Annotated in this window: 10 protein-coding genes; 4 read left to right on the top strand and 6 right to left on the bottom strand. The window is 67.5% G+C overall.

Annotated features, from left to right (window positions below):
- The first annotated feature begins 93 nt into the window (after positions 1-93).
- From CLG96_RS14410 to CLG96_RS14395, 4 genes are read left to right on the top strand one after another with little or no spacing between them, the layout of a single operon-like run.
- Positions 94-2,922, top strand: coding sequence for a M16 family metallopeptidase (locus tag CLG96_RS14410; protein WP_107968845.1), 2,829 nt, complete (start codon positions 94-96; stop codon positions 2,920-2,922).
- On the top strand, positions 2,919-3,419 hold the full coding sequence (locus tag CLG96_RS14405) for a 2Fe-2S iron-sulfur cluster-binding protein (protein WP_107968844.1): 501 nt from the start codon (positions 2,919-2,921) through the stop codon (positions 3,417-3,419). Before CLG96_RS14410 ends, CLG96_RS14405 begins: the two co-directional genes overlap by 4 nt.
- Entirely contained in the window at positions 3,416-4,399 is a 984-nt protein-coding gene (locus CLG96_RS14400) for an FAD binding domain-containing protein (protein ID WP_107968842.1), read from the top strand. Before CLG96_RS14405 ends, CLG96_RS14400 begins: the two co-directional genes overlap by 4 nt.
- On the top strand, positions 4,396-6,588 hold the full coding sequence (locus CLG96_RS14395) for a xanthine dehydrogenase family protein molybdopterin-binding subunit (RefSeq protein ID WP_107968840.1): 2,193 nt from the start codon (positions 4,396-4,398) through the stop codon (positions 6,586-6,588). Before CLG96_RS14400 ends, CLG96_RS14395 begins: the two co-directional genes overlap by 4 nt.
- A gap of 4 nt (positions 6,589-6,592) precedes the next feature.
- On the opposite strand, the gene CLG96_RS14390 is transcribed toward CLG96_RS14395, so the two are convergent.
- From CLG96_RS14390 to CLG96_RS14365, 6 genes are all read right to left on the bottom strand, one after another.
- Entirely contained in the window at positions 6,593-6,862 is a 270-nt protein-coding gene (locus CLG96_RS14390) for a hypothetical protein (protein WP_107968838.1), read from the bottom strand.
- Positions 6,863-6,990: 128 nt separating this feature from the next.
- Positions 6,991-7,881, bottom strand: coding sequence for a 3-hydroxyisobutyrate dehydrogenase (gene mmsB, locus CLG96_RS14385; RefSeq protein ID WP_107968952.1), 891 nt, complete (start codon positions 7,879-7,881; stop codon positions 6,991-6,993).
- A 33-nt stretch (positions 7,882-7,914) separates the two neighbouring features.
- Entirely contained in the window at positions 7,915-8,688 is a 774-nt protein-coding gene (locus CLG96_RS14380) for an enoyl-CoA hydratase (protein ID WP_107968836.1), read from the bottom strand.
- Between the two features lie 58 nt (positions 8,689-8,746).
- Complete coding sequence (locus CLG96_RS14375) at positions 8,747-9,793, bottom strand: enoyl-CoA hydratase/isomerase family protein (protein WP_107968950.1); 1,047 nt, start codon at positions 9,791-9,793, stop codon at positions 8,747-8,749.
- Positions 9,794-9,813: 20 nt separating this feature from the next.
- A complete protein-coding gene (locus CLG96_RS14370; RefSeq protein WP_107968834.1) occupies positions 9,814-10,974 on the bottom strand; it encodes an acyl-CoA dehydrogenase family protein in 1,161 nt (386 codons plus the stop codon).
- 12 nt (positions 10,975-10,986) lie between these two features.
- Positions 10,987-12,486: a CoA-acylating methylmalonate-semialdehyde dehydrogenase gene (locus CLG96_RS14365; protein ID WP_107968832.1), complete on the bottom strand. Its 1,500-nt coding sequence runs from the start codon at positions 12,484-12,486 to the stop codon at positions 10,987-10,989.
- Positions 12,487-12,932 lie beyond the last annotated feature (446 nt).

Below are 12,932 nucleotides of genomic sequence, written 5' to 3'. Positions count from 1 at the left end.
TTCCTTTTGCGTCATACCGGCGCAGGCTGACGATCCTTGTGACCCGTCCCGCGCGTCCGCGCCCGATGGGGCCATGAAAATTCGGGGATTGCCATGCGGTCGATATTGCTGCGTTCGCTTGTTTCGGGCCTGATGCTCTATGCGGTGGCGGGGAAGGCGCCGGCCGCGCCCGCCGCCAGCGCCGTCGCTCCGATCGCCTATCAGAGCCGCACGCTCGCCAACGGCCTGCGCATCTATTCCATTCCCGACAAGTCGACCGCCAATGTTGCCGTGCAGGTCTGGTACGATGTCGGCGGGAAGGACGATCCCGCCGGCCGATCGGGCTTCGCGCACATGTTCGAACATCTGATGTTCAAGGCCACGCGCAACATGGTGCCCGAGCAGATGGATCGGCTGACCGAGGATGTCGGCGGCTATAACAATGCATCGACCGGCGACGATTATACCAATTATTATGAAGTGGTGCCGGCCAATCATCTGCAGCGGCTGCTATGGGCAGAGGCCGAGCGGATGGGGGCGCTGGTGGTGGAGCCGGGCGTGTTCGCATCCGAGCGCGACGTGGTGAAGGAGGAGCTGCGCTCGGGCGAGGCGCGGCCCTATGGCCGGCTGTTCCAGACCTATTTCCCCAGGACGACCTATGCGACGCACCCTTATGCGCGCGGCGTGATCGGCAGCATCGCCGAGCTGGACGCTGCCACGATCGATGACATCCGTGCCTTCCACGCCACTTATTACCGGCCGGACAATGCCGTGCTGGTCGTCTCGGGCAATTTCGATCAGGCGCAGCTCGACAAATGGGTGGATCAATATTTCGGGCCGATCGCGCGGCCGAACCGGCCCATCCCGCGCGTATCCGTCGCCGAGCCCACCCGCGCCGGCCCGCGCAGCTATACCGTCTATGAGCCGAACACGCCGCTGCCGGCGGTGCTGATAAGCTGGCTGATCCCGCCGGCGCGCAGCGCGGACAATGCGGCGCTGACCGTGCTCGACGCGATCCTTTCCGGAGGTGAGAGCTCGCGCCTCTATCAGTCGCTCGTCTATCGCGACCAGATCGCGCAGCAGGCCTCGACCATATTGGACGACAAGCAGGGCACGGGCGCGTTCGGTGCGCTGGCGATCATGGCCGGGGGCAAGCGCGCCGAGGAAGGCGAGGCGGCGCTTCGCCGCGAGGTCGCCCGGCTGCGCGACGCACCCGTCACCGATGCCGAGCTGGCCGAGGCCAAGAACGGCCTGCTGACCGCCGCACTTGCCGAGCGCGAGACGGCGGAGGGCAAGGCATCCGCCATCGCCACCGCCGTCCTCATCGAGGGCGATGCCAAGGCGGCGGATCGCGAGATACAAGAGATAGCAGCCGTGACCGCCGCCGACGTGCAGCGCGTGGCGCGTATCTATCTGGCGGATGAGCGGCGCGTGGTGGTGCACTATCTGCCCGAGGAGGAGCGGCCGGCGGGCAAGGATGGCGACCGCATCGCGATCGCATCGACCGTGAAGACCGCGCCGCTCGCCGTGCCGCCGGGCGTGGCGAGCGTGACGCCTGCCCCGGCCGCCGAACGCATTAACCCGCCGGCGCCGGCCACGCCCGTTCCCGTTACCGTGCCGACGCCGATCGAGCGGCGCCTGCCCAATGGCCTGAGACTGGTGGTGGTCGAGAAGCGCGACCTGCCGCTGGTCAGCGCCGAGCTGGTGGTGGGCGGCGGCGCGGCAGCGGATCCCGCGAGCCGGGCGGGGCTGGCGGAACTGACCGCGACGCTGATGACCAAGGGCACGGCGACCCGATCGGCCACGCAGATTGCCGAGGCGATCGAGGCGCTGGGCGGATCGATCGGCAGCGGCGCGGGCTGGGACGGCTCCACTTTGTCGCTCACCGTCAAATCCGATCAGTTGGCGCCGGCGCTTGGTGTCTTCGCGGATGTGGCGCAAAATCCGGCCTTTGCGGAGGAGGAGCTGGAGCGCGCGCGCATCCAGGCGATCGACGAGGTCGGCATCGCGCTCAAAAATCCTGCCCGGCTCGCCCGGATGGTCGCTGCGCGCGCCGTCTATGGCGACACGCCCTATGGCCATCCCGCCGGCGGCACCCCCGCCTCGCTGAAGGCGATCACGCGGGCTGACGTGCAATCCGCCTATAGAGCGGGCTGGCGGCCGGAGGATGCAACGTTGATCCTGGTCGGCGACATAAGCGCCGATCGGGCGACCGAGCTTGCGACGAAATTGTTCGGCGGCTGGAAGGCATCGCCGGCGCCGGCCGTGCGGCCGGCCGTGACCGCCCTCCCGACCAGGCCGCGCGTCATCGTCGTCGATCTGCCGGGCGCGGCGCAGGCGGCGGTGACGGTGGCGCGCGCCACCATCGCGCGTAGCGACCCGCGCTATTATCCGGCGATCGTGGCGAATACGACCTTGGGCGGCGGCTTCTCCTCGCGGCTCAACCAGGAAATCCGCATCAAGCGCGGCCTGGCCTATGGCGCGGGCAGCAGCATCGATCCGCGCCGGAGCGTTGGACCGATCGCGGCATCGACCCAGACCAAGAATCCGACCGCGCCCGAGGTGATCGATCTGATCGTCGGCGAGATGCGGCGACTGGGCGCGGAGCCTGTGCCGGTCACCGAGCTGGCCACGCGCAAGGCGGTGCTCAACGGCGGCTTCGGGCGGGAGATAGAGACGACGGCAGGACTTGCCGAACGGCTGGCCGACCTCGCCAGCGAAGGCGTCGCTCTGTCCGAGCTCGGCCGCTATTCCGCCCAGGTGGAGGCGGTGACGCCGGATGCGGTGGCGGCGGTTGCCAAGTCGCTGTTCGATCCTTCCGCCGCGAGCATCGTGGTGGTGGGGGATGCCGACCAGTTCATGCCCCAGCTTCAGGCCAAGGGCGTGAAGGCGGAGCTGATCCCCGCCGATGCGCTCAAGCTCGATGGAGCGGCGCTCAAATGAGGCTGTCGCTGACGGTCAATGGCGAGGCGCGCGTGCTGGAGCTCGATCCGCGCACGACGCTGCTCGACATGCTGCGCGAGCATCTGCGCCTGACGGGAAGCAAGAAGGGCTGCGACCATGGCCAGTGCGGCGCCTGCACCGTGCTGGTGGAAGGGCGGCGCCTATATTCCTGCCTGAGCCTTGCGGTGATGCATGAGGGCGAGGCGGTCACCACGATCGAAGGCATTGGCGGCAAGGACGCGCTGCACCCGATGCAGCGGGCCTTTCTGCGCCATGACGGCTTTCAGTGCGGCTATTGCACGCCGGGGCAGATCTGCTCCGCTATTGCCGTGCTGGAGGAGATGGCGGCGGGGCGGCCGAGCCATGCGACCGAAGATCTGGAGGCCGCACCCCCGCTCACCGACGCGGAGTTGCGCGAGCGGATGAGCGGCAATCTCTGCCGCTGCGCCGCCTATCCCAATATCATCGCCGCGATCCGCGAGGTGGCGGGCGCATGAGGCCCTTCACCTATGAACGCGCCGAAAGCCCGGAGCAGGCGGCGCGTGCCGCCGCGGAGACTCCCGGCGCGCGGTTCATCGCGGGCGGCACCAATCTGATCGACCTGATGAAGCATGGGATCGAGACGCCTCCCCATCTGATCGATGTGACCCGCATCGGGCTCGACCGGATCGAGGAGACGGCCGAGGGCGGTTTGCGCATCGGGGCGATGGTGCGCAACGCCGATCTTGCCGCCGACATGCGCGTGCGGCGCGATTATCCCGTGCTGGCGCGCGCGCTGCTCGCGGGCGCGTCCGGCCAGCTCCGCAACAAGGCGACGACGGGCGGAAACCTGCTCCAGCGCACGCGCTGCCTCTATTTTTACGACGGCATCACGCCCTGCAACAAGCGTCGCCCGGGATCGGGCTGCGCCGCGATCGGGGGCGTCAACCGGATGCATGTGATCGTCGGCGCGAGCGACCATTGCATCGCGACCCACCCGTCCGACATGGCGGTGGCGCTCAGCGCGCTCGATGCGAGGGTCGAGACGGTGAATGGCGGCGGCGCGACCCGGACGATCGCACTGGCCGATTTCTACCGGCTTCCCGGCGATCGGCCGGAACAGGAAACGGTGCTGGCGCCGGGCGAGCTGATCACCGCGGTGACGCTGCCGGCACCGGTGGAGGGCGCGCAGCTTTATCGCAAGGTGCGCGATCGGGCTTCCTATGCCTTTGCGCTGGTCTCGATCGCGGCGATCATCCGGCGGGAGGGGAGGGCGATCGCCGAAGCGCGGCTCGCCTTTGGCGGCATCGCGCCCAAGCCCTGGCGCGTCGAGGCGGCGGAAGCGGCGCTTACCGGCAGCGATGGCGGGAGGGCTGCGGCCGATGCGGCGGCGGACGCGATCCTGGCCGATGCCGAGGGGCGGGGCGAGAATGACTTCAAGCTGCCGCTGCTCCGCCGCGTGCTGGCGACAGTGCTGGGCGAGGCGATGGCCCGATGAGATATGACAAGCCCATAAGCATGACGCCGCTCGACGCGCGGCGGATCGTGGCGCAGCCGGTCGACCGGGTGGACGGCCCGGCCAAGCTGAGCGGTGCCGCAACCTATTCCTATGAATATCATGAGGAGGTGCCGGGCGCCGCCTATGGCATGATCGTGCCGGCCGCGATCGCCAAGGGCCGCATCGTCGCGATCGACAGCGCGGCGGCGGAAGCGGCCGAAGGCGTGCTTATGGTGATGACGCATCGCAATGCGCCGCGCCAGGGGAGCGGCGGGGATGCGGCACCCCAGCTTGTGGGGTCGGAGATAGCGCATCATGGCCAGGCGGTGGCGCTGGTCGTCGCCGAGACATTCGAGCAGGCGCGTCATGCCGCCGGGCTGGTCCGCGTGGATTATGAACGGGAGCCGGGCCGGTTCGACCTGGCCGAGGCCGAGAGGCAAGCCAGGCCCCCCCGGGGCGGCGAGCATCGCATGGGCGATTTCGAGGCCGCTTTCGCCGCATCCCCTTTTGCGGTGGACGTCAGCTACACCACGCCCGACCAGGCGCATGCGATGATGGAGCCGCATGCCAGCATCGCCCGCTGGGACGGCGACCGGCTCACCCTGTGGAGCGCGCAGCAGCTTCCCGATTGGTCGGTGGGCGATATTGCCGCGACGCTCGCGATGCCGAGCGAGCATATCCGGATCATCTCCCGCTTCATCGGCGGCGGATTCGGCGGCAAGATCAGCGTCTATGCCGATGCGATCCTGTCCGCGCTCGCCGCGCGCGCGCTCGGTCGTCCGGTCAAGCTGGCGCTGACCCGGCAGCAGATATTCAACGGCACCAGCCATCGCCCGGCCACCATCCAGCGCCTCCGGCTGGGATGCGATGCGGAGGGTCGGCTGCTCGCGATCGGGCATGACAGCGTCAGCGGCAACCTACCGGGCAGGAGCTTCGAGGAGGGCGCCGCGAGCCAGACGCGGCTGCTCTATGCCGCGCCGAACCGGCTGATCCGCAATCGCAAGGCGGTGCTCGATCTCGCGCCCGCCGCCTCGATGCGCGCGCCGGGCGAGGCGGCGGGGCTGCTCGCGCTCGAATGCGCGCTGGACGAGCTGGCGGAGAAAGCGGGCATCGATCCCGTCGAGATGCGCGTCATCAACGATACGCCGCATGACCCCGAGCGCGGCCCGGCGCGGCCCTTTTCGTCGCGCAAGCTGGTGGAAGCATTGCGCGAGGGGCAGCGGCGGTTCGGCTGGGAGCGGCGCGATCCCGTGCCGTGCCGGGTGCGCGACGGGCGCTGGCTGGTGGGCATGGGCGTCGCATCCGCCATCCGCGAAAATTATGTCGTCGAGGCCAAGGCGCGCGTCCGGCTGGACGGGCAGGGGCGGCTGACGGTCGAGACGTCGATGACCGACATCGGCACGGGCAGCTACACCATATTGGCGCAGGTGGCCGCCGAGGCGATGGGCCTGCCGCTCGATGCGGTGACGGTCAGGCTCGGCGACACGCGCCTGCCGCGCGGGCCGGGATCGGGCGGCTCATGGGGTGCCAACAGCGCGGGCACGGCGGTCTATGACGCCTGCATGGCGCTGCGTGACATGCTCGCCCAGAAAGCGGGGCTGAATTCGACCGATGCGCGGTTCGAGGGCGGGATGATGCATGGCGGCGGCCGGAGCCTGGCTCTGGCGGAGCTTGCCGGCGAGGGCGTTTCCGCCGAGGGCGAGATGCTGCCCGGCGGACTCACCCAAAGCTATGCCCAGGCGAGCTTCGGCGCGCATTTCGCGGAAGTGGGGGTGGCGATCGACAGCGGCGAGGTGCGGTTGCGCCGGATGTTGGGCGTGTTCGCGGCGGGACGGCTGCTCAATCCCAAGACGGCGCGCAGCCAGGCGATCGGCGGCATGGTGTTCGGCGTGGGCGCGGCGCTGATGGAGGCGAATGTCGTCGACCGGCGGCACGGCCTGTTCATCAATCACGACCTAGCCGAATATCATGTGCCGGCCCATGCCGACCTGCCCGACATCGATGCCATCTTCCTCGACGAGGAGGATGACAAGTCGACCCCGCTCAAGACCAAGGGCGTGGGCGAGCTGGGCATTTGCGGCGCGGGGGCCGCGATCGCCAATGCGATCCACAATGCCTGCGGCGTGCGCGTGCGCGATTATCCCGTCACGCTCGACAAGCTGCTGGACGGCCTGCCGCCGATCGGCTGACCGATCAGCCGGCGATGCGGAGGATTGCGATCGCCGCGCCGATCAGAACGCCCCATAGCAGTCCCGTCGCGAGCAGCAGTGCGCCCAGCTTGCGCCGGGGCGACCAGCCATGCCGCGCGCTTTCCTCCGGCGGCGTGGCCTGCGTGACGCGGGCCTGCAATATGTCCTGAAGATCGCGCGCCGGGGAGGAGTGCGCGATTTCCTGCTGGGCAGGCAGCATCGGCTGCGCGGCCCGCATCGGATCGTCCTTCGTCAAACGCTGCGCTACCATCATACACCTCTTTCGGGGCCCGTTTATCAGACGATAGGATGACGAATTAGTAAATGCGGGGGGTCCCTTTACGTATTGTTTCGGGGGATAGGGAGACGAGTTAATCGTTGCTTTCCCGTATCTTTCCGGATTCAGCGCCGCCAGCTTCCGTCGAGCAGCTTGATGATCGCGGAGAAATCCCTGGATCCGCCGCCGAGATTGACAAACGCTTGATAGAGCGATTCGGCCTGGCCACCCATCGGCACGCTGGCGTCCACATCCTGCGCGGCTTCCATGGCGAGCTTCAGATCCTTGAGCATCAGCGCGGTGGCGAAGCCGCCTTCATAGCCGCGATCGGCCGGCGTTTCCGGGCCGACGCCGGGCACGGGGCAATAGCTCGTCATCGACCAGCTCTGGCCCGACGCCCGGGAGGCGATATCGTAAAAGGTCTGAAGATCGAGGCCGAGCTTCCCCGCCAGCACGAAGGCCTCGCAGGTGGCGACCATGGTGGCGCCGAGCAGCATATTGTTGGCGATCTTCGCGGCCTGTCCGGCGCCCGGCCCACCGGCATGGATCAGGGCCTTGCCCATGTTCGCGAGGATCGGTTCTGCGCGGGCGAAGGCCTCCGTCGAGCCGCCGACCATGAAGGTGAGCGTGCCCGCATTGGCCGCCGCGATCCCGCCCGAGACGGGGGCGTCGACCATCGCCAGGCCCCTGGCGGCGGCCGCTTCTCCCACCGCCTTCGCCGAAGCCATGTCGATCGTGGAGCAATCGATCAGCAGTGCGGCCTGCGGCACGGCATCGAATATTTCGCCCATATAGACGGCGCGGACTTGGCCGCCTGCGGGGAGCATCGTCACCACATAATCGGCATTGCGCGCCGCATCGGCCGAGGAGGTGGCGGTCAGGCAGCCGGCGGCCTCGGCCCGCTTCAGCGCATCCGTCGCGAGATCGAAGGCGCGGACCTCTTGCCCCGCCTTGGCAAGGTTCGCGGCCATGCCGCTGCCCATATTGCCAAGGCCGATGAAGGCGATCCGTGCCATTTCCTGCAAGCCCCGATCATTCATTCCATGGCGTCAGCGGCCCTTCCAGACGCCCGGGCGCTTTTCGACGAAGGCGGCCATGCCCTCCGCCTTGTCCTCGGTGGCGGCGAGGCCGTGGAACAGCCGCCGCTCGAACAATATGCCCTGCGCGAGCCCCGTCTCGAAGGCGGCATTGACCATCTCCTTGTTGGCGATGGCGGCGAGCGGCGGCATGGAGGCGATCAGCGCAGCCGTCTTCAAGGCTTCCCCGACCAGATCGGTCGTAGGGATGATGCGCGAGACGAGGCCCGCGCGCTCGGCCTCCGCCGCATCCATGAACCGGCCGGTGAGGCACATTTCCATCGCCTTGGCCTTGCCCACCGCGCGCGTCAGCCGCTGCGACCCGCCCATGCCGGGAGCGATGCCGAGCTTGACCTCGGGCTGGCCGAACTTCGCATTGTCTCCGGCAAGGATGAAATCCGCCATCATCGCCAGCTCGCAGCCGCCGCCGAGCGCGAAGCCGGCCACCGCTGCGAGCCAGGGCTTGCGCGTCGCCGTCACCCTTTCCCAGCCGGCGAACATGTTGCTGCCATACATGTCGGCGAAGCCCCGTTCCTGCATCTCCTTGATATCCGCGCCGGCGGCGAAGGCCTTTTCGCTGCCGGTGAGGACGGCCGCGCGCTGCGCCGGATCGGCATCGAACGCGGCGAAGGCATCGATCAACTCGCCCAATAGCTGCGAATTGAGCGCGTTCAGCGCCTGCGGCCGGTTGAGCTGGATCAGCGTGACCGCATCATGCCGTTCGACGAGGATCGTTTCATAGGACATCGGCTTCTCCCCAAATGTTCGTCATCTGCGCGGAACGCGATCCTGCAGCTCTGCCCGCTCATGCCAAGGGCGACCATTCCTCGGCGGTCGGCAGAGGCGCGAAAATCCCGTCGATCAGCGTATCGGACACGGCGTCCGGCGTCGGCGGATCCCAGCGCGGCCCATTATCCTTGTCGATCAGCAGCGCGCGGACACCCTCGGCGAAGTCCGGCCGCTGCACGACGCGGGCGGCAATGCGATATTCCATCCGCATTTCGTCCGCGAAATCATGAAGCTTCCTGCTTTCGGCCAGCTCGCGCAGCGCGACCTTGCAGGCCTGGGGCGATTTGGCGGTGAGGATCTCGCGCTGCTCCGCAGCCCATTCGCCGCCATCGGCCTCGAGCGCCGCCAGCACATGCTCATAGCGGTCGGAGACGAAGAGGCGATCGATATCCTCGCGCAATTCCAGTATCTTCGCGGGCGGCGGGGTGGTCTTCGCCGCCGCTATGATCCGGGCTGCGGCCGAAGGCTCCTCGATGATCCGCGCCTTCAGCGCCGCGATCCCCTCGCTTGGAACAAAGCCGGTCGCCAGCCCGAGCGCGAAACAGTTCGCGCCGTCGAGCCGTGCGCCGGTAAGCGCGACATAATGGCCGATGCGGCCGGGCAGGCGGGAAAGATAGCGGCCGCCGCCGACATCCGGAAACAGGCCGATGCTCGTTTCCGGCATGGCGAAGACGGTTCGCTCGGTGGCGATGCGATGGCGGCAGGGCTGGGAGATGCCGACGCCGCCGCCCATGGTGATCCCGTCCATCATCGCGACGGTCGGCTTGCCATAGGTGAAGAGCAGATGGTTCAGCCGATATTCGCTGTGGAAGAAGGCGCGCGCATCCGCTCCGTCGACGGCACCGCTCTTCGCAAGCGCCACCACATCGCCGCCCGCGCAGAAGCCGCGACCTGCCGCATGGTCGATCAGGACGAGGTCCACCGCGGGATCGTCGCGCCAGCTCAGCAGGGCGGCGATCATCGCCTCGCACATGGCGAAGGTGAGCGCATGGATCGCCTTGGGGCGGTTGAGGCGAATGCGGCCGACGCGGCCTTCGATACAGGTGAGGACATCCTCGCCCACTGGCCCGCTCACCGGCTCGCTCATTGGCGCACCATCTCCCGTCCCACGATCAGCCGCATGATCTCATTGGTGCCCTCCAATATGCGGTGGACGCGCAGGTCCCGCCAGAAGCGCTCGATCGGATAATCCCGCAAATAGCCATAGCCGCCATGAAGTTGAAGCGCGCGATCGACCACTGCCGAGCCCGTGTCGGTGGCGAGCCGCTTGGCCATGGCGGCGAAGCGGGTCTTATCGGGCGCATCGGCGCTGACCTTGGCGGCGGCGGCATAGAGGAGGAGGCGCGCGGCCTGGAGCTCGGTCTCCATGTCGGCGAGCGTGAACTGGGTTGCCTGCAGGTCGGCGATCGGAGCGCCGAACTGCCTGCGCTCTTTCGTATAGCGGATCGTCTCGTCGAGGCAGCGTTGCGCGCCGCCGAGCGAGCAGGCGCCGATGTTGAGCCGGCCGCCGTCGAGCCCCGTCATCGCGATGCGGAAGCCCTCGCCCTCCGCGCCGATGCGGTTTTCGGCCGGCACGCGCACGCCGTCGAAATTGACCATCGCGGTCGGCTGCGAATGCCAGCCGAGCTTCTTTTCCTGCGCGCCGAAGCTGACGCCCGCCATGTCCTTCTCGATGACGAGGCAGCTTATGCCGCCGGCACCTTCTCCGCCGGTGCGGACCATGGTGAGATAGAGGTCATTCTCGCCGGCGCCGGAAATGAACGCCTTGGTGCCGGTGACGACATAATGGTCGCCGTCGCGCACGGCCTTCGTCCTGAGGCTGGCCGCGTCGGAACCGGAGCCGGGCTCGGTCAGGCAATAGCTGGCGAGCTGGTCGCAGCTGACGAGCGAGGGGAGATATTTGGCCTTCGCCGCGGCACTGCCGAAGCGGTCTATCATCCAGCTCGCCATATTGTGGATCGAGATGAAGGCGGAGGTGGAGGGGCAGCCATAGGCCATCGCCTCCATGATCAGCGCCGCTTCCAGCCGGCCGAGGCCGATGCCGCCCGATTCTTCGGAGACATAGATGGCGCCGAAGCCCAGCTCGGCAGCGGCCTTCACCACGTCGCGCGGGAAGATATGTTCTTCATCCCATCGCGCGGCATGGGGGATGATCGCTTGCGCCGTGAAGCGCCGGGCCATTTCCTGGATGGTGCGCTGATCGTCGGTGAGGTCGAATTGGGTCGGGACGACGGGATCCGGCATGGCGGGGGCTCGTCACAGGGTCGGGATGATGAAGGCGCTGTCGCCCGTGGCGCCGCCATCGGGCCAGCGCTGGGTGACGGTCTTCGCCTTGGTCCAGAACCGTACGCCTTCCATGCCATGCTGGTTGGTGTCGCCGAAGGCCGAGCGTTTCCAGCCGCCGAAGCTGTGATAGGCGACCGGCACCGGGATCGGCACGTTGATGCCGACCATGCCGACATTGACGCGCGCCGCGAATTCGCGCGCGGCATGGCCGTTGCGCGTGAAGATGGCGACGCCATTGCCATATTGATGATCGGACGGGAGCCTGAGCGCTTCCTCGAAGCTATGCGCGCGGACGATCTGGAGGACGGGGCCGAAAATCTCGTCCCTGTAGCTCCGCATCGTCGGCTTCACATGATCGAACAAGCTAGGGCCTATGAAGAAGCCCTTCTCATGCCCCTGAAGCGTGAAGCCGCGTCCGTCGACGACCAGCTCGGCGCCTTCCTCCACGCCCGTCCGGATATAGTCCTCGATCCGTGCCTTGTGCTGCGCGGAGACGACCGGGCCATAATGCGCCTCGCTGTCGGTCGAAACGCCGACGCGCAGCGCCTCGATCGCGGGGATCAGCTTCTGGCGGAGCCGGTCGGCCACATCCTCGCCCACGGGCACGACGACGGGAAGCGCCATGCAGCGTTCGCCCGCGGAACCGAAAGCGGCGCCGGCGACATCCTCCACCACCTGATCGAGATCCGCGTCCGGCATGACGATGCCATGATTCTTGGCGCCGCCCATCGCCTGGACGCGCTTTCCCGCCGCGACGCCGCGGCTGTAGACATAATGGGCCACATCCGACGAGCCGACGAAGCTCACCGCGTTGATCTCCGGATGGTCGAGAATCGCATCAACCACGGTCTTGTCGCCCTGCACGACCTGCAAAATGCCTTCGGGCAGGCCGGCCTCGATCATCAGCTCGGCAAGCCGGACGGGGACGGAGGGATCGCGTTCTGAGGGCTTGAGGATGAAGGCGTTGCCCACGGCGATGGCGATGCCGAACATCCACATCGGGATCATCGCCGGGAAGTTGAACGGGGTGATGCCGGCGACGATGCCCAGCGGCTGGCGCATCGAATAGACGTCGATACCGGGGCCCGCGCCCTGCGTATATTCGCCCTTCAGCAAATGGGGGACGCCGCAGGCGAATTCGATTACGTCCAGCCCGCGCTGGATGTCGCCGCGCGAATCGGCGATCACCTTGCCATGTTCGGAGGAGAGGAGATGCGCCAGCGCCGCCATATTCGCCTCGACCAGCTCCTTGAAGCGGAACAGCACACGGGCGCGGCGCTGCGGATTGGTCGCGGCCCAGCCGGGCTGCGCGGCGCGGGCGGCGGCGACCGCATGTTCTAGGTCCGCCGCCGTGCCGAGCGCGACGCGCGCCTGTATCTCGCCACTGTTCGGGTCGAACACATCGGCGAAGCGGTCGACGGGTTCGCCGCTTTGGCCGACATAGAAATGGGAAATATCGCGAAGGGCCATCCTCTCACTCCTGCCAGCCCTCTTCGGGGCGTTCAGGCCGCTATCGCGCTTTGCGGGGCGGAGGCCAAGCCCCTGGGCGTGTAGGTGGTCGCCCGTTCGGAACTGGGCCCGTTTTTTGGCGCAGGGAAGGAAGGGGAGGGGGCGTCGGGCGCCCGGGCGTTCAGCGAAGCGGCTGGAAATGCCTAATTTTTCGGGTGCAGCCCGCCAAAATGCGTAAAAATGTCATCGACCTGAATTTTTCCCTTGCGCCGACTCGAATCCAGGCCTAGATGCCCCTCCACCGGCGGCGACGCTCTCACAGCAACGCTCCGGTCACCTGATAAGCCAAGCAGGTAACCCTAGCAAATAGGGAATGCCTGCTTGTCGGCTCTTTCTCATTGTAGGATTTGATGAAGGGACATGTGGGCGGCGGCTCCGGGTCTCATGGGCTTCGAGGCCATGGGTAT

The organism is Sphingomonas oleivorans, assembly GCF_003050615.1.
Taxonomy (GTDB): domain Bacteria; phylum Pseudomonadota; class Alphaproteobacteria; order Sphingomonadales; family Sphingomonadaceae; genus Sphingomonas_H; species Sphingomonas_H oleivorans.
This window is presented reverse-complemented; position numbering and strand designations above follow the sequence as displayed.